The 18049-nt window shown below is 58.8% G+C and carries 18 protein-coding genes; 13 read left to right on the top strand and 5 right to left on the bottom strand.

Going from position 1 to position 18049, the window contains the following annotated elements; all coding sequences use genetic code 11:
* Positions 1-39 precede the first annotated feature (39 nt).
* Positions 40-2040 (top strand): acetyl-CoA carboxylase biotin carboxylase subunit, encoded by a 2001-nt coding sequence (locus tag LC334_RS10580; protein WP_085800517.1) that lies wholly within the window; start codon positions 40-42, stop codon positions 2038-2040.
* Positions 2041-2044: 4 nt separating this feature from the next.
* Positions 2045-2587 (top strand): hypothetical protein, encoded by a 543-nt coding sequence (locus tag LC334_RS10575; protein ID WP_085800518.1) that lies wholly within the window; start codon positions 2045-2047, stop codon positions 2585-2587.
* Positions 2588-2597: 10 nt separating this feature from the next.
* On the opposite strand, the gene LC334_RS10570 is transcribed toward LC334_RS10575, so the two are convergent.
* A complete protein-coding gene (locus LC334_RS10570) occupies positions 2598-3053 on the bottom strand; it encodes a DUF4174 domain-containing protein (protein ID WP_085800519.1) in 456 nt (151 codons plus the stop codon).
* 176 nt (positions 3054-3229) lie between these two features.
* Here LC334_RS10570 and LC334_RS10565 point away from each other — a divergent pair, with 176 nt between their 5' ends.
* From LC334_RS10565 to LC334_RS10525, 9 genes are read left to right on the top strand one after another with little or no spacing between them, the layout of a single operon-like run.
* A complete protein-coding gene (locus tag LC334_RS10565; protein ID WP_085800520.1) occupies positions 3230-4165 on the top strand; it encodes a hypothetical protein in 936 nt (311 codons plus the stop codon).
* A complete protein-coding gene (gene scpA / locus LC334_RS10560; RefSeq protein WP_085800521.1) occupies positions 4137-6266 on the top strand; it encodes a methylmalonyl-CoA mutase in 2130 nt (709 codons plus the stop codon). Before LC334_RS10565 ends, scpA begins: the two co-directional genes overlap by 29 nt.
* 1 nt (position 6267) lies before the next feature.
* Positions 6268-6627: a VOC family protein gene (locus LC334_RS10555; RefSeq protein WP_085800522.1), complete on the top strand. Its 360-nt coding sequence runs from the start codon at positions 6268-6270 to the stop codon at positions 6625-6627.
* Entirely contained in the window at positions 6624-7130 is a 507-nt protein-coding gene (locus LC334_RS10550; protein WP_085800523.1) for an MAPEG family protein, read from the top strand. The genes LC334_RS10555 and LC334_RS10550 overlap by 4 nt, the downstream gene beginning before the upstream one ends.
* A 4-nt stretch (positions 7131-7134) precedes the next feature.
* On the top strand, positions 7135-7746 hold the full coding sequence (locus LC334_RS10545; RefSeq protein ID WP_085800600.1) for a VOC family protein: 612 nt from the start codon (positions 7135-7137) through the stop codon (positions 7744-7746).
* On the top strand, positions 7743-8231 hold the full coding sequence (locus tag LC334_RS10540; protein WP_085800524.1) for a GNAT family N-acetyltransferase: 489 nt from the start codon (positions 7743-7745) through the stop codon (positions 8229-8231). The genes LC334_RS10545 and LC334_RS10540 overlap by 4 nt, the downstream gene beginning before the upstream one ends.
* 43 nt (positions 8232-8274) lie before the next feature.
* Entirely contained in the window at positions 8275-8952 is a 678-nt protein-coding gene (locus LC334_RS10535) for a TerB family tellurite resistance protein (protein WP_085800525.1), read from the top strand.
* A gap of 1 nt (position 8953) precedes the next feature.
* A complete protein-coding gene (locus LC334_RS10530) occupies positions 8954-9985 on the top strand; it encodes an endonuclease/exonuclease/phosphatase family protein (protein WP_085800526.1) in 1032 nt (343 codons plus the stop codon).
* 36 nt (positions 9986-10021) lie between these two features.
* Entirely contained in the window at positions 10022-10387 is a 366-nt protein-coding gene (locus LC334_RS10525; RefSeq protein WP_085800527.1) for a hypothetical protein, read from the top strand.
* 6 nt (positions 10388-10393) lie between these two features.
* Here the strand turns inward: LC334_RS10525 and LC334_RS10520 are convergent, their stop codons facing one another.
* From LC334_RS10520 to LC334_RS10505, 4 genes are read right to left on the bottom strand one after another with little or no spacing between them, the layout of a single operon-like run.
* A complete protein-coding gene (locus tag LC334_RS10520) occupies positions 10394-11941 on the bottom strand; it encodes a Ppx/GppA family phosphatase (protein ID WP_085800528.1) in 1548 nt (515 codons plus the stop codon).
* Between the two features lie 51 nt (positions 11942-11992).
* Positions 11993-14167: an RNA degradosome polyphosphate kinase gene (locus tag LC334_RS10515; RefSeq protein WP_085800529.1), complete on the bottom strand. Its 2175-nt coding sequence runs from the start codon at positions 14165-14167 to the stop codon at positions 11993-11995.
* Positions 14168-14216: 49 nt separating this feature from the next.
* Positions 14217-14891: a P-loop NTPase family protein gene (locus LC334_RS10510; RefSeq protein ID WP_085800530.1), complete on the bottom strand. Its 675-nt coding sequence runs from the start codon at positions 14889-14891 to the stop codon at positions 14217-14219.
* Positions 14891-15958, bottom strand: coding sequence for an AI-2E family transporter (locus LC334_RS10505; RefSeq protein ID WP_085800531.1), 1068 nt, complete (start codon positions 15956-15958; stop codon positions 14891-14893). The genes LC334_RS10510 and LC334_RS10505 overlap by 1 nt, the downstream gene beginning before the upstream one ends.
* A gap of 146 nt (positions 15959-16104) precedes the next feature.
* Here LC334_RS10505 and proS point away from each other — a divergent pair, with 146 nt between their 5' ends.
* Both proS and LC334_RS10495 read left to right on the top strand, forming a co-directional pair.
* Entirely contained in the window at positions 16105-17457 is a 1353-nt protein-coding gene (gene proS, locus LC334_RS10500; protein WP_085800532.1) for a proline--tRNA ligase, read from the top strand.
* Between the two features lie 78 nt (positions 17458-17535).
* The gene (locus LC334_RS10495; RefSeq protein WP_085800533.1) at positions 17536-18036 is read left to right on the top strand and encodes a DUF2937 family protein; all 501 of its coding nucleotides are present in this window, start codon (positions 17536-17538) and stop codon (positions 18034-18036) included.
* Positions 18037-18049 lie beyond the last annotated feature (13 nt).

Genomic DNA, 18049 nt, shown 5'->3' with positions numbered 1-18049 from the left:
AACGGCGCGCGGCCCAGCACCGAATAGAGGGGACGAGATATGTTCAAGAAGATCCTGATAGCCAACCGGGGCGAGATTGCCTGCCGTGTGATCAAGACGGCCCGCAAGATGGGCATTAAAACGGTCGCGATTTATTCGGATGCGGATCGCAACGCCCTGCATGTGAAGATGGCCGACGAGGCGGTGCGTATCGGTCCACCGCCGGCCAACGAATCCTACATCGTGATCGACAAGGTGATGGAGGCTATCCGCCAAACCGGGGCCGAGGCGGTGCATCCAGGCTACGGTTTCCTAAGTGAAAACAGCAAATTTGCCGAGGCGCTTGAAGCCGAGGGCGTGGCCTTTATCGGGCCACCCAAGGGGGCGATCGAGGCGATGGGTGACAAGATCACCTCGAAAAAGATCGCGCAAGAGGCCGACGTCAGCACCGTACCCGGCTATATGGGGCTGATCGAGGATGCCGAAGAAGCGGTGAAAATATCGAACCAGATCGGTTACCCGGTGATGATCAAGGCCAGTGCCGGGGGCGGCGGCAAGGGCATGCGCATCGCCTGGAACGATGACGAGGCGCGCGAGGGCTTTCAGAGCTCAAAGAACGAGGCGGCGAGCTCATTCGGTGATGATCGGATTTTCATCGAGAAATTCGTCACCCAGCCGCGCCATATCGAAATCCAAGTGCTCTGCGACAGTCACGGCAATGGCATCTATCTGAATGAGCGCGAATGCAGCATTCAGCGCCGTAACCAGAAGGTGGTCGAAGAGGCCCCAAGCCCGTTTCTGGACGAAGCCACCCGCAAGGCGATGGGCGAGCAATCGGTCGCCCTGGCGCAGGCGGTCGATTACGCCAGCGCGGGAACGGTGGAATTCATCGTTGATGGCGACAAGAATTTCTATTTCCTCGAAATGAATACCCGCTTGCAGGTGGAACACCCGGTGACCGAACTGATCACCGGCGTTGATCTGGTCGAGCAGATGATCCGCATCGCCTATGGCGAAAAATTGTCGATCAAGCAAAGCGATGTGGGCATCAACGGATGGGCCATCGAGAACCGGCTCTATGCCGAGGATCCCTATCGCGGCTTCCTGCCGTCGATCGGGCGCCTCAGTCGCTACCGCCCGCCTGCCGAGGTGGCAGAGGACGCACGCGCTGTTCGCAATGATACCGGCGTCTTTGAAGGCGGTGAAATCAGCATGTACTACGATCCGATGATCGCCAAACTCTGTACCTGGGCGCCGACGCGCGAGGCGGCAATCGAAGAGATGCGGGTGGCGCTTGATAGTTTCGAGATTGAAGGCATCGGTCACAATCTGCCCTTCCTGGCGGCGGTGATGGATCACCCCAAATTCATCAGCGGCGATATGACGACGGCCTTTATCGAAGAAGAATATCCAGAAGGGTTCCAAGGGGTTACGCTGGGAGACGAAACCCTGCGCCGCATCGCGGCCAGCGCCGCTGCCATGCACCGCGTGGCGGAAATTCGGCGCACCCGGGTGTCGGGCCGGATGGATAATCACGAACGCCGCATTGGTGAAGATTGGGTGGTGACGCTTCAGGGCGAAAGCTATCCGGTGGTGATCGATGCCGACCGTGGCGGCTCGGTCGTGCGCTTTGCCGATGGTGCGCAGATGCGCGTTGAAAGCGATTGGGTGCCGGGCAATAAGCTGGCGGTGTTAAGCGTCGACGGCACCCCACTGATCCTCAAGGTCGGCAAAGTCAGCGGTGGCTTCCGCATCCGAAATCGCGGGGCGGACATCAAGGTGCATGTCCGTTCACCCCGTCAGGCGGAACTGGCGGCGTTAATGCCCGAGAAACTGCCACCTGATACATCGAAAATGCTGCTTTGCCCGATGCCCGGTCTGATCGTGAAGGTGAATGTCAGTGAAGGCGATGAGGTGCAGGAGGGTCAGGCGCTTTGCACGGTCGAGGCGATGAAGATGGAAAATATTCTGCGGGCCGAGAAAAAGTCCGTGGTGTCGGCGATCAAGGCCGGACCCGGTGACAGCCTTGCAGTTGATGATGTGATTATGGAGTTCGAGTGATCTGATGCAGCAGACAGGCACACAGTTTCAAACCGGCAGGCGGGCGCGTCTGGTGCTGGCTGTGCTGGTGGTGGCTGTCCTGTCTGGCTGTTGGCGCGAGGACGAGGATGAGTTGCGCAGCCGGCTGGACCGGTGGTTTTCGATTGGCGACACTGTGGCATTTCATGCCTCGCCCGATTGCGTTGCCGCGTCCTTCCGGTTGGTGCAGATGCAGGTGAAATCTCCGCTTTCCGTGGCGACGGCCGCGCCGGATGCCTTGCGCACGCTGTCACATCGCGGGGCGGTGGCGTTGGATAATCCCTTGCAGGCCCCGGATGCCGCCTTGATCGAAATCGTGAATGCCGACCGCCTGACCGGCATGACCATGCGTCGCGCTGCGCTTGAGGGGCGCCTGTGCATGAACGAAGAGACCGAGAGCGCATTTCGCTACGCTCTGGATAATCCGCGCTCGATCCTGGCCTTTGATGCCGGGTCGGCCACGCTGATGCTGCTTGATCCCCATACCGGCCTGCTGGTAGTGGCAAAGGGGGCTGCGGAATGGTTGTGAGCCTGCAATCTCAGCTGCCGCCAAGACCGTCACGGATTTCCTGCTGGCGCAACGGCAGCTTGTCAATGACGCGGGTGATTTCGCGCACGTCCCAGGGGAAGGGTTTGCGCAGATACTTTGTGCCGTCCTTGCCGATAAGCACCAGCATGAAGCCACGAGGCCGCAGTTTCTTGCGTAATGTGCCATCGGCTGTCGGATTGGTGTCCACAAGCACGATCACATCGCGCTCGGCCAGCGCGTCCAGCCGGGCGGATAAGTATTCCATCTGCTGGATAAACCGCGGGTCAGCCGGACTGTCGGCGAACACGATAAGGGGCCGATTTAACCATAAAAATTCATTCAAATCTGCCGTTTCCCCGGAAACGATGCGGGGGTGTTCGAAGGTTTCGTCTGACGTTTCGGCGTCCTGCGCAGCAACGCCGACCGCTGAATATATCAGAAAAACAAGGGGTAAGAGTTGTTTCATCGCCTCTCCTGTCTGTTGGAATATAAGTGGGTGCGCCGGGATTGCGAACAGGAATCGCGCGCAGTTCCGCGAAAATTGTAACTTTAATCTCACCGATAGCATTCATTGGCTAGGATGCCGCGCATGACCTGTCCAGTGACCCATATACCAGTGCAGCAGCCAAAGGTGCGCCGACTATGGATGTAATATTGCATTTGGGGGCCCACCGTACGGCCTCAACCAGTTTCCAGCACTATATGCGCGCTAATATCGCCCGGCTGGAACGGCGGGGTGTGGGTTTTTGGGGACCCTTGAGCGCGCGAGATGAAATATTGACCGGTCACATATCCCGAGGGACGCGTGAAAGCCGCGAGGAACAGATTGCCGAAGCACAGGCGCAGATCGTAGCGCATCTGGATCAGATATATGAACGCGGAATAATGCATCTGGTGGTCAGTGATGAAAACGTCATTGGCACCCCGTACGAAAACCTGCATGATCGCCAGCTTTACGGTGCAATTGGCGAGCGGATGGCACGGTATTCGCAGATTTTTGGTGGGCGCATCTCGCGACTGGTGCTGTCAATTCGGTCGCAGGATATCTATTGGAGTTCGGTCGCAGCACTATGCGTTAAGCGTGGCCAACCGGCCATCTGCAGTGCGGCAGTTGCAGCGCTTGCGAACGCCCGGCGTCAATGGCGCGATGTGATCACTGATCTGGCCTGCGCTGTGCCTGAGATAGAAATCCAGGTGCAGCCCTACGAGGTGTTCGGCGGCATGCCCGAGCAGCGGTTGATGGCTATGACGGGGGTGACGGGTCTGCCAGTTACCCATGCGCGCGAAAAGCTGAACCGGGCACCAAGCCTGAGCGAATTGCGCAAGATTCTGAAGGAACGGGGCGAAGACCCCGGTGTTTTGCCAGCGGGCGAAGGACGCTGGTATCCATTCAACAGGGACCAGATCATGGCCCTGCGCGAAGCCTACGCAGATGATCTGTTCTGGCTGCGGGCGGGTGCTGATGGGCTGGCGACATTAATCGATGAAACCGCATCGGCGAAGGCGGGGAGACACCCACCCGTCGATGACGCGACAAGAGGACAAGCTGATGGGAAAGAAAACCGACGACTGGCGTGATCTGGCTGAAAAAGAACTCAGGGGGCGGCCTCTGGATGATCTGACGTGGAAAACCCTCGAAGGCATCGACGTCAAGCCGCTTTATACAGAAGAGGACACTGCCGGGCTTGACCATATGGGCAGCCTGCCCGGTTTCGGGCCGTTCACACGGGGTGTAAAAGCCACGATGTATGCCGGGCGTCCCTGGACGATCCGCCAATATGCGGGTTTTTCGACGGCCGAGGAATCGAACGCTTTCTATCGTCGCAACCTGGCCGCAGGCCAGCAAGGGGTGTCGGTCGCGTTCGATCTGGCGACGCATAGGGGCTATGACAGCGATCATGCGCGTGTCGTCGGCGACGTGGGCAAGGCCGGTGTGGCCATCGACTCGGTCGAAGACATGAAAATCCTGTTTGACGGAATTCCGCTCGATAAGGTCAGTGTCTCCATGACGATGAATGGCGCGGTGATTCCGGTTCTGGCCAGCTTCATCGTCGCAGGCGAGGAGCAGGGCCATGACAAATCGGTCCTGTCGGGCACCATCCAGAACGATATTCTGAAAGAATTCATGGTGCGCAACACCTATATCTACCCGCCCGAACCCAGCATGCGGATCGTCAGTGATATCATTGAATTCACCTCGAACGAGATGCCGAAATTCAATTCGATCTCGATCAGCGGCTATCACATGCAGGAGGCCGGTGCGAACTTGGTGCAAGAGCTTGCCTATACGCTGGCGGATGGTCGTGAATATGTGCGTGCGGCGATTGAGGCCGGAATGGACGTGGACAAGTTCGCCGGGCGGCTGAGTTTCTTCTTCGCCATTGGCATGAATTTCTTCATGGAGGCGGCCAAGCTGCGGGCGGCGCGGCTGCTCTGGCATCGGATCATGACCGAGTTCGACGCCAAAAACGAACGCTCGAAAATGCTGCGGACCCATTGCCAGACATCCGGCGTGTCGTTGCAGGAGCAGGACCCATATAACAACGTGATCCGAACTGCCTATGAGGCGATGAGTGCGGTGCTGGGCGGGACGCAATCGCTGCATACCAATGCTTTGGATGAAGCCATCGCGCTGCCCACGGATTTCAGCGCTCGTATTGCGCGGAATACCCAGTTGATTTTGCAAGAAGAAACCGGGGTTACTAATGTGGTCGACCCGCTGGCGGGCAGCTACTACGTCGAAAAGCTTACCGCCGATCTGGCCGAAGAGGCTTGGAAACTGATCGAAGAGGTCGAGGAGATGGGTGGCATGACCAAAGCCGTGGCCAGCGGCATGCCCAAGCTTCGCATCGAGGAAAGTGCTGCCATGCGGCAGGCGATGATCGACCGGGGTGACGAGGTTGTCGTGGGGGTCAACAAATACCGCAAGGATAATGAAGATCCGATCGATATCCTTGATATCGACAATGCTAAGGTGCGTGACGCACAGATTGCGCGGCTTGAGAAAATCCGCACCAGCCGGGATGAGACGGCCTGTCAGGCAGCACTGGACGAATTGACACGGCAGACGACAGAAGGTGGAAACCTGTTGGCAGCGGCGGTCGCGGCCGCGCGCGCACGGGCCTCAGTAGGAGAAATCAGCATGGCGATGGAAAAGGAATTCGGACGCCACCGCGCCGAGGTTAAAACTCTTGCCGGTGTTTACGGCGCCGCATACGAGGGCGACGAGGGCTTCGCCGCGATCCAGAAATCGGTCGAGGACTTTGCCGAAACCGAGGGTCGTCGCCCGCGCATGCTGGTGGTGAAAATGGGTCAGGACGGGCATGACCGGGGCGCCAAGGTTATTGCCACCGCCTTTGCCGATATCGGGTTCGATGTTGATGTCGGCCCGCTTTTCCAAACCCCTGAAGAGGCCGCGCAGGATGCCATCGACAATGATGTGCATGTGATCGGCATTTCCTCTCAGGCGGCGGGTCATAAGACGCTCGCACCACAACTGATCAAGGTGCTGGAAGAAAAAGACGCAGGCGATATCATCGTAATCTGCGGTGGTGTCATTCCTCAGCAGGACTACGATTTCCTCAAGAAAGCAGGCGTTAAGGCGATCTTCGGGCCGGGCACCAATATCCCGGATGCCGCCCAGAACATCCTGTGCCTGATCCGCGAAGCGCAGGCGTGACATGACCGGCAGGGTCACCGGTATCGGCGGCGTATTCTTTCGCGCCAAGGACCCGGCGGCGCTGGCCGCGTGGTACGCGGAACATCTGGGCGTCACCAGCTTTGGCCCGTGGCCGCAGCAGGAAGGAATGTCGGTGTTTGCGCCGTTTGATGCAGGCACTGATTACTGGCCCGCTGACCGGGAGTGGATGTTGAACCTGCGGGTAGAGGGCCTTGACGATCTCATCAAGACACTTTCGCAGGCGGGCATTGCAGTAGAAACGCGACCCGACGAATGGGACAACCCAGAGATCGGGCGTTTTGCCCGTATCACTGACCCCGAGCGCAACAATATCGAACTGTGGGAGCCGCCCTCGTCATGAGTAAACGCAAATCCATTCTGACCGGAATGATCGTGGGCCTGATATGGTCGGCGGGGTTGCTCTGGTGTGCGGCGAGTTTCGTTTCACTACCTGTCTTCACGCTGATGCCAACGATCATGACAGCGTTTCTGCCGCCGGGCATCGTGATGCTGCTGATGGCGGGGCGATTGGCGCAGCGGCGTTTTTTTGACGATGAGCTCATTGATGGAGAGCGATTTGCGCTGGACAGCGCCGCAGCAATCGACCAGCGCGTGCTGAGCAATACTGTTGAGCAATTGGTGCTAGCTTTATGTATCTGGCCCGCATCGGCGGTCATCCTGGCCGGTGACGGCCCGGGCGTGATCGTGGTGCTGGGTATCAATTTCGCGATCATGCGCCTGCTATTCTGGGGTGGGTATCATGCCTCCCCGCCGTTGCGCGCCTTTGGGTTTGCTGCCAGCTTCTATCCGACAGTTCTGGTGGCGTTGTGGACGCTCTGGGCGCTGATTAACTATGGGCAATAGGGCGATGCTGACGCTGGATCATCTGGCTGTCGCCGCTGAGACACTGGAAAAGGGGCGGGCGCAGGTTGAGGAAGCCTTGGGTGTGATGCTGCAACCCGGCGGACAGCACGCGCATTTCGGAACGCATAACCTGCTGCTTGGGCTGGACGATGGGCTTTATCTTGAGGTGATCGCGATTGATCCTTTGGCCCCGCCGCCGAGTTATCCGCGCTGGTTCGATCTGGATCGCTTTGCCGGGCCGCCCCGGCTGACCAACTGGATTTGCCGCACCGCATCTCTGGGCACCGCGTTGGCAGAGCATCCCGGCGCGGGCGTCCCGGTTGCGTTGGCGCGGGGTGACCTGCACTGGCAAATGGCGGTGCCAGAGGATGGCGTGCTGCCCTTTGATGGCGGCTTTCCCGCATTGATCGAATGGCAAGGGCAGGCGCATCCGGCCAATCGGTTGGCTGCCTCGGGGTGTCGGTTGAAACGGCTGATCGTCAGCCATCCGCACGTTGACGACCTGCGCGCCGCGCTGGCGAAAACGCTGGCCGATGACCGCGTGATTTTTGAAATCGGCAGCCCGGGCCTGTGCGCCGAGATTGAAACACCCGGCGGGCTGAGGGTGCTGTCGTGATCATCCGCGATGCACGGGCCGCCGACGCCCCCGAAATTGCTGCCTACTGGAATCCGCTTATCCGCGAAACCTCCATCACCTTCAATACAAAGGAACGAGATCCCGATCAGCTGGCCCAAGAGATCGGTGCTCGTCAAAAAGAGGGCAAAGCGTATCTTGTTGTGTGTGAGGGAAGCGAGGTGTGCGGACATGCGACCTATACCCAGTTTCGGGCTGGGCCGGGATATGCGCGATGTATGGAGCACACGATTATCTTAACCCCGGCCGTGCAGGGACAAGGGGCAGGGCGGCTGCTTATGCACGCGCTGGAAGATCACGCACGGCAACGCGGAGTCCATTCGTTGATCGCCTGTATTAGCGGCGAAAATACCGGTGCGATCGCTTTCCACGCTCATCTTGGGTTCAGGCAAGTGGCATCAATTCCGGAAACCGGCTACAAGTTTGGACGCTGGATGGATTTGATTTTCATGCAGAAACTGCTGTAAGCGCTGCCTGACAATATGCCTCAAAGCCGATAGGGTGCCTCTCATGTCGATCTGGACACGCATATCCGAGGCGCTTGCGGCGCTGGCCAGCGGCGAAGGGTTAAGCGCGATTTTTGACCGGCTGCGCACCCCGCCCGAGCGCAGCGTGGCCTTCACCATCGCGGTGATTGCGCTGAGCGCCAAGATGGCCAAGGCTGACGGGCTGGTCACGCGCGACGAGGTAACCGCCTTTCGCGAAGTGTTTCAGATCGCCCAGCCGGACGAGGCAGGCGCTGCGAAAGTGTTCAATCTGGCACGGCAGGACGTGGCCGGTTTCGAAGAATACGCCACCCGCATCAGGGGTATGTTCGGCGATGAAACCGCGGCACTTCATGACTTGATGGAAGGGCTTTTTCACATCGCGATGGCGGATGGTGTGTATCATCCGAATGAAGACCTGTTTCTGGAACGCGTCGCCGAGATATTTGAAATCCCGACACCCGAGTTCGCCGGTATTCGCAGTCGTTTTGTGCCTGATGCGACACCTGACCCTTATGTGGTGTTGGGGGTTACGCCAGATACGCTGATCGAAGACATCCGCACTGTCTGGCGTCGTCTGGTTCGTGAAAGCCACCCGGATCGGATGATGGCGCGGGGGGTGCCGGAAGAGGCAATCAAACTGGCCGAGAAACGACTGGTGGATATCAATCGCGCCTGGGAAGAGATTAACGAAAGGGGCTGATATGCGGATTGCCACCTACAATGTGGAGTGGTTCAACGCGCTTTTTGATCCGGACGGCAACCCGTTGGACGATGGCGAATGGTCGCGGCGCCATGATGTTACACGCTCTGATCAACTGGCAGCGCTTGGTATCGTTTTCAATGCGATAGATGCCGATGCGGTCATGATTATCGAAGCACCTGATCACAATGGCAGCCAAGCGACGACCAAGGCGCTGGAAAATTTCGCCCGCCTCATGGGCCTCAGGGCGAATCGCGCGCTGGTGGGTTTTGAGAACGACACCCAGCAGGAAATTGCGCTACTCTATGATCCCGCGATGCTGACCGCGCGGCACGATCCCGTCGGCACCGAGACGGGCAAGAAAGGGTCGCGCGATGCGCCGCGCTTTGACGGGGTGTTCCGGATTGATCTGGATATCGACAATACAGAGGATCTGGTGACCTTCTCGAAGCCGCCCTTCGAGGTTGCGGTGACCACGGCCAAGGGCACCGAACTACGCCTCATCGGGGCCCACCTGAAATCCAAGGCGCCGCATGGCGCGCGCAGCCGGGACGAGATCATGCGCAAGGCCATCGCCAACCGACGCAAGCAGCAGGCGCAGGCGGTCTGGCTGAGGCAACGGATTGAGGCACATCTTGAGGTGGACGAACATCTGATCGTTCTGGGCGATATGAACGACGGGCCGGGGCTGGACGAATATGAAAACCTCTTTGGGCATTCGTCGGTCGAGATTATCATGGGCGAGGGGGCCGCGCCGGGCATGTGCCTTTTTGACCCACATGCGCGCCGTGCGCTGCAACGGCGGATCGGTGCGATCAACACCACATCGCGGTTTTATCTGTCCTCCGAAAAGCGCTATATTCAAGCACTTTTGGATTACATCATGGTCTCTCCCGGATTGCGCGACAAAGCACCGGTCTGGCGCATCTGGCATCCGTTTGACGATCCGAATTGCTGGAAGATGCCCGAGCTGCGCGATGCGCTGATTACCGCCTCCGATCACTTCCCGGTGACGATTGATCTCGATATCTGACTTCATTTTGCCACCTGCACCCCCTATATGAGAGGGATGAGACAGATACACCTGACCCTTGCAGCGGTGGTTATGGCCACCTTGCCGCTTCACGCGCAGGAAGCCGAAAGCGATGGTGGCTTTTCGCTGATGGAAGAGGGTGCGAAGCTGTTTTTTCGCGGCATCATGGAAGAAATGGAGCCGACCCTGGACGACCTTCAGGGGTTCGCGGACGAAATGCAGCCCGCGCTACGCAGCTTTGTGGATGAGATGGGGCCAGCGCTGGCCGAATTGCTGGGCAAAATCGATGATCTGAGCGCCTATCATCCGCCCGAGATGTTGCCCAATGGTGATATCGTCCTGCGCCGCAAGATCCCGCTGGAGCCGTCGGAAGAGTTACCCGACGGTGAAATCGAACTCTAATCGCCGTTATTTGCCCGGTGGCGTGATCAACGTCTGGGCTTTCAGCGATGTGGCCAGAGACATGAACCGCGCTTGCGCCACTTCACCAAAAAGCGGCATGGCCTCGGATGACAGGCGAAGCTCAAGAAGTCTTTTGCGAGGATGCCAGCGCATCTCGCCAAGATCTGCATCCTCGCTCAACCAGAGCATGGCGGCGAACCGCATCGCCTTGCCCAGAATTTCGGCCTGTTGCTGCTTTTCATGACTGAGAAGACCGTAGAGGTTTTCAAACCGTGTGCCCTCGCGTTTGTTGGAATACCGATGCAGCAAGGCCAAACCCAGAAACACCCGTTCGGAATGTTTCAGCCCGCCCAGATTGGCGCGTGTTGCGTTGTCGAAACAAACCTCGGGCCGGTAATCGGGATGGGCACGCCAGCTGACATCGTGCAGAAGGCTTGCGGCCTTGATCAGGCGGCGTTTTTCGGGGCCAACATTTTTGAAAAGCGGCATGATGAAATTATAGACCACCTTGCCGAAGCCGCGCACTCGGGCATCCTTGGATTCGGCAAATCGGCAGGCCTCGATCAGTGGATCACGATCGCGCAGTTGTTGGGGCATCTGCTCATAAAGCAGGCCCTCACGGATGCCATAGCTGGAAATGGCGATATCGCGTGGCTTGAAGGTTTTGACGATCTCGCGCAGCACCTCGGCGGCATGGGGCACCAGCGCCATCCGGGCGGGTGACACCCCGGCGCGCTGGCGCAGTTCTTCGAGATTGGTAAGCTCAAGGTACCGCGCCGTGTCACGCACGGATTTCGCAGACATGCGGTATTCATGAAGGACGTGCAGCGGGTAACCGCGTCGCTCCATGTCGATCTTGGCAATGGCCCGCCATGAGCCGCCGACAAGAAAAAGCCGGTTGTTTTGCGGACCCATTTTGGCATGCATCTCGGCCAGAGTGGCCTCGATATGGGCCTTGCGGGCGCGTTTGCCACCCGCGATGTCGCGCAGCTTCAGCGGGCCGAGCGATGAGGTGACGCGTTTGCCTACATGCCCGCCGTTAATCTCGGCCAGTTCCATTGACGACCCGCCGATGTCACAGACCAAACCGTAAGATCCGGGCCAACCCAGAAGAACGCCCTGCGCCGACAGCCGCGCCTCTTCACGCCCGTCGATCACCCACACCTTGACGCCGGTGGCGGCTTCAACCTCGGCGCAGAATTCGGGGCCGTCCTTGGCCTCGCGCACGGCCGCCGTCGCCACCATTGTCAGCGGGCCGGTGCCCATGCTGTCGCCCAGAAACTGAAACCGGGTGATTGCGGCCAAGGCGCGTTCGCGGCCTTCGGGGTTCAAACGTCCGGTTTCGGACATGCCCGCCCCAAGGGCGCACATGATCTTTTCGTTGAAGAAATAGGCCGGGCTACGTGCTGCGCCATCGAACACAACCAGCCGGACCGAGTTTGACCCGATATCGACCACGCCGACCCGGCTGAGCGCGCGTGCCGAAGGCTTGTCGAAAAGCGGCCTGCCAAACGGACCGCCATCGCCGTGATCGGTATCTTTGCTGCCGTCCATGTTACCCCTCGGAAAATAACCCGCCCTGTATGCGACAGGCACGCAAAGTGGTCAATCTTCGGTATGGGTCAGTTTGGGCACATCTGATGCGCCCGCCGAACCACGGCCCGAAAGTGAAGGGTTTTCCATGAAGAAACGGTGACAGTTGAAGGCAAATTCGCCTTCAGGGATAGGCGTGCGGGTGAAACGGCCATCGCTGGTCATGACCCAGCTTTGCGCCACATCGGCCATATTGGCAGCCATCACCTGACTGACAATCTGTGCTTTGACGGTGGGGTTTTCGATCTCGATCAGCGTCTCGACCCGGCGGTTCAGATTGCGGCCCATCCAGTCCGCCGAGCTGATGAATACGCGCGCTTTTTTGTGCGGCAACCCATGCCCATTACCAAAGCAAACGATCCGGGAATGTTCCAGAAACCGCCCGACGATGGATTTGACGCGGATATTTTCAGACAATCCTCTGATGCCGGGCCTGAGCCCGCAGATGCCGCGGATCACCAGATTGACCTTCACCCCCGCCTGACTGGCCGCATAAAGCGCGTCGATCACATCCGGGTCGATCAGCGAGTTCATCTTGGCCCAGATCTCGGCCGGTTTTCCGGCGCGGGCGTGATCGGCCTCGGCGCCGATCATATCCAGCAGGCTTTGTTTGAGTGACAGCGGCGAGATTGCCAGATTTTCAAGCGTCTCCGGCTGCGCATACCCGGACAGGAAGTTGAACACCTTGGTGGCATCGCGTCCCAGCGTGGCATCGCAGGTGAAAAAGCTGAGATCGGTATATATCTTGGCCGTAATAGGATGGTAGTTGCCGGTCCCGTAATGGGTGTAGGTGACCAGATTGTCGCCTTCGCGGCGCACAACGGTGCTGATCTTGGCATGGGTCTTGAGGTCGAGAAAACCATAAACCACGTGTGCACCGGCGCGTTCCAGCCTTCGGGACTGCCGGATATTCGCAGCTTCGTCGAAACGCGCTTTCAGCTCGACCAAAGCGGTGACGGATTTGCCGTCTTCGGCGGCCTCGCATAGCGCCTCGACAATCGGTGAGAGTTTCGAAGTGCGATAAAGCGTCTGCTTGATCGCCACCACATCGGGATCGCGCGCCGCCTGATTGAGGAAGCGTACGACCATATCGAATGTCTCATACGGGTGGTGCAGCAGCATGTCCTTCTGTCGGATCGCGGCGAACATATCACCGTCATGGTCCTGCACCCGCTCGGGCACGCGGGGGGTGAAGGACGGCCAGAGCAGATCGGGGCGGTCTTCGAGCACCAGTTCACCAAGATCCCGCAAGCCGATCATGCCTTCGACCTCGACCACCTCGTCGGGGTTGACGTGCAACTCTTCCATGATCACATCGCGCAGGTCCTGCGGCGCGCCGGTCGAGATCTTCATCCGCACCACCTCGCCACGGCGGCGGCGTTTCAGGGCAACCTCGAACTCGCGCACCAGATCTTCGGCTTCATCCTCGACCTCAAGGTCGCTGTCGCGAAGGACCCGGAAGGAGCAATGCCCTTTGTATTTGTAACCCGGAAACAGGCTGCCCAGATGCAGGATCAGCAACTCTTCCAGCGGCAGGGTGCGGTGGGCACCCTCGGGCGCGGGCAAGGTGACAAAGCGGTTGATCTGTGCGGGGATCGGCAGCAGCGCCTGCAACGGGCGCTTATCTTTCTTGCGCTCAAGCTGCAGCGCCAGCGAATAACCGAGGTTCGGGATGAACGGGAACGGGTGCGCCGGATCGATGGCCAGCGGCGACAGAACCGGAAACACCTTGTTCAGAAAGACATCGGCCAGCATTTCGCGATCCTCGTCGCCGACATCAGAGCTATCGAGGATCGTGATACGCTCGGCCTCCAGCTCACGGCGGAGGTTTTCATACGTGGATTGCTGGGTCTGCAACAGTTTGCGGGCATCTTCGTTGATCAGCACCAGCTGCTCGGCCGGGGTCAGCCCGTCAAAAGCTGGGGTCGTGTTGCCCGCCCGTGCCAATTCGCGCAGGCCGGCCACGCGCACATTATAGAACTCATCCAGGTTATTGGCCGAAATCGACAAAAACCGTAGCCTCTCCAGCAGAGGTACACGCGCGTTCTGCGCCTCTTCCAGCACCCGCCAGTTAAACCCCAGCCAGCTAAGTTCGCGATTGTAGAACCGCGCCGGGCCGGTGATGTCCATGTCCGGCAAATCGACCGGTTCGGGCAGGGGGAATTTGAGGAAATCGGCGTGTGACATGGATGCCTTTTTGTTCGGTGGCTGTAACAGGAAGATGTCGAGTTTGCCGCTAGACGGCCAACTTGTCCAGCACCTGACGGGCAAGGGTGCGATTGATCGGGCGACCGTGTTCCAGCGCCGCTTCGTCAAGGGCTGTTACAACGGCGCGCGCGGCTGCGAAGGACCGGGGCATGCGCGGGATCAGATAGGGGATAGTTTCGGGCGCGGGGAAAATCTGCCGGTCGGCAAAAAGTTTCATCAGCACGGCAGTCAGCAGGGTGTCATCTGGCGCCTCCAGCGCCACCATTGCGGTGCCCTGCATCCGACTGGTCAGATCGGGCAGGTGCACGCCCCAGTGCTGTGCTGGTTTGCTGGCGGTGATCAGCAGCGCGTGACCTTCGGCAAGGGCAAGATTGTGCAGATGAAACAGCGCTTCTTCCGCGTCACGATCTCCGGCCAGGGTTTGGGCATCTTCGACCGCGATATTGCCCGATGCCAATGCAGGTATATCCGCCTCGGAAAGCGCCTGTGCCGCGACGATTTTCGCGTCTGACAACGCGGCCCAGACATGAACCAGATGGGTTTTGCCCGATCCGGCCGGGCCTGTCAGCACCAGCTTGCGGGCCGCCCATCCCTGCCAGCCTTCGATCATGCCGACAGCCGCCGCATTGGCGGGTGACACAAAGAAATCTTCTCGCCCCAGTGCCTGACGCACTGGCAAATCAAAGCTTAACTGTTGGGCCATCAGGCGTTGTCCTGCTTGTCCAGCCCGCGATAGAGACGGCTGTCCTTGTATTGCCCGATGGCAAACCGCGCCAGAACACCAATGGCTGCTGCCACCGGAACCGCGACCAGCATACCGACAAAACCGAAAAGAGTGCCAAAGACCGACAGTGCAAAAATCAACCAGACCGGATGCAGGCCAACCGAACTGCCCACCAGCTTGGGTGTCAGCACGTTGCCTTCAATCACTTGTCCAAGCATGAAAACGCCAGCCACAAGGCCGATCGAAAGCCAGTCGCCCCAGAACTGAAACAGTGCCAGCCCAATGGCCAAAGCCCCACCCAACAAAGCGCCGACATACGGAATGAAGGTGATTAGCCCGGCAAAGGCGCCGACGACAAGGCCGAATTGAAGCCCAACCACCATGAGCGCAACCGCGTAATATGTGCCCAGGATCAGGCAGACCGTGCCCATGCCGCGGATAAAACTGGCCAATGTCTCATCGATGTCCCGTGCCAGTTGGCGAATGACCGGGGCGTGATCGCGGGGCAGCAACTCATCCACCTTGGCGACCATATTGTCCCAGTCGTAAAGCAGGTAGAAGGCAACCACCGGCACGATCACAAAAAGTACGATGATGTTCAGAATCGAGGCGGCAGAGGTCAGGATCGAGTTCAGCAACTGCCCGCCGCGTTCCTTGATGGTGTCACCCAGAGAGAGCAGCGTTTTGTGCACGGTCGAATCCGCATCGAGCAACTGCGGAAAGTGAGATGTCAGAAATGCCTGCAGATCTTTGGCCAGTTGCGGGGCAACATTAAACAAGGCGATGGATTGTTCCACCAAGGTGGGCAAAACCAGCAAGGCCATGATCACAAAGATCAAAAGGGCGATCAGCGTGATGATGGCGACAGACAGGGCGCGCGAACAGCCCATCGCCTCAAGCCGGTCGGCGACGGGGTCGAGAAAATAGGCAATCGCGCCGCCGAGTACGAAGGGCAGAATCACATCGCCCAAAAACCAAAGGGCAATCAGGAACACCGCCGAAGCGACGCCCCAGTATTTCATTTGTGTTTTGACCGGCAGGGCCATGCGCGCCTCGGGTAGTTACGCCCTAGACATCGCCCATGGGGGCCGAGCTTTCAAGGGGATCGCGGTGAAAACCGTGGTGTGGTGTCTTGTATGCCTTATCGCAAAGCCATAAACGGGTTGAAATGCCAGTTTCCCGAGGTTCACCCATGCGCCTGTCCCGCTATTTTCTGCCCGTGCTCAAAGAAAACCCTGCCGAGGCCCAGATTGTCAGCCACCGGCTAATGCTGCGTGCTGGCATGATTAAACAGGCCAGCGCCGGGATCTATTCCTGGTTGCCCATGGGTTTCAAAGTATTGAGAAAGCTTGAAAATATTGTCCATGAGGAACAGGCTCGGGCGGGTCACATGGCGATGCTGATGCCCACGATCCAATCGGCTGACCTGTGGCGGGAAAGCGGACGCTACGATGCCTACGGGGCCGAGATGCTTCGCATCAAGGACCGGCACGACCGCGACATGCTGTTCACCCCGACCGCGGAAGAGCTGATCACCGACATCTTTCGCGCCCATGTCGGCAGCTACAAGGATCTGCCACTGACGATGTACCAGATTCAGTGGAAATTCCGCGACGAAGTGCGGCCTCGGTTCGGGGTTATGCGGGGTCGCGAGTTCTTCATGAAAGACGGTTACAACTTTGATTTGACGAAAGAAGATGCGCTTCACGCCTATAACCGGCATCTGGTCAGTTACCTGCGCACCTATGAGCGTATGGGCCTTCAGGCGATTCCGATGCGCGCCGATAGCGGGCCCATCGGCGGGGACGATACCCATGAGTTTCTGGTGCTGGCAGATACCGGCGAATCCGAGGTGTTCTATGACAGCGCCGTAACCGATATCAGGCTGGGCGAACGCGATATTGATTACAATGACAAGGATCAGTGCCGCGCCGTCATGGAGGAGTTCACTGCGCTTTATGCGCGTACGGATGAAACCCATAATGAATTGAAGTTCAATGAAATTCCAGAAGAGAGGCGTCGCTCGGCCCGGGGAATCGAAGTGGGTCAGATTTTCTATTTCGGCACCAAATATTCCGAACCTCTGGGCGCGACGGTGCAGGGGCCCGATGGCAAACCGGTGCCGGTACACATGGGCAGCCACGGCATTGGCGTTAGCCGTCTGGTGGGCGCGATTATTGAAGCCAGCCATGACGAAAAGGGCATCATCTGGCCCGAGGGGGTCACGCCCTATCACGCTGGGATCGTCAATCTGAAACAGGGCGATGCTGAGGCTGATGCGGCCTGTGAGAGCCTTTACAACGCCCTGCAAGCACTTGGTTTGGAAGCATTATACGATGATCGGAACGAGCGCGCAGGTGGTAAGTTCGCCACGATGGACCTGATCGGTCTGCCCTGGCGCATCACTGTAGGGCCGCGCGGGCTGAAGAATGGTGTGGTTGAACTGACCAGCCGCCGCAGTGGTGAAAGCGAAGAGCTGCCACCCGAGCAGGCTGTTGAAAAGATTGCGAAAATATACGCCGGGCACCGCGTTTCGGGGCTGTAATATATCTTGCGATCGGTAGGGATTTCTGATCCGCGCTAAAGTCGCTATACTGCCTGCAAAAAAAGAGGCAGGTAAGAGATGGTATTGAGAGCCGTGGCATTGGTCGGCGGGTTGTCGTTGGCCGTGGTGTTGTCGCAATTTCCCGAGTATTCCCAACAATATACGCAGCGGCTTGCGGGGGCGGTCGACGAACTTTCGCGTGTGGTCGAGCGGTTTGACGCGGACGCGTCCGAGCTTAACCTGACCCGCCAGATTGCGCTGTCGGAGATGGCCAAGGCAGGCGGGATGGCAGAGGCGCGCGCGGAATCGATGCAGCGCGTATTTCACCGACATGAAAAACTTTCGAATGATCTAAGAGCGTTACGCGGCAAAGCTTCGGTGGAAAAGGTAACATATTTCTGGCGCATGACCGATCCGGATGTCGCCCGGAAGGCATGGCATGATTTCCGCCCTGCGATGCCGGTCACGATGGAGGGTATCGGGTTTGGACTGGCGGGATTCCTGGCGGGGGCCGGCCTTATAGGGGGCTTGCGTATCCTTCTCTCCGCATTGCCCCGACTCCGCCGTGCCACGGTCTGAAAACGTACAGAAC

It is taken from the genome of Roseovarius aestuarii (assembly GCF_019966515.1).
Lineage (GTDB): Bacteria > Pseudomonadota > Alphaproteobacteria > Rhodobacterales > Rhodobacteraceae > Roseovarius > Roseovarius aestuarii.
This window is presented reverse-complemented; position numbering and strand designations above follow the sequence as displayed.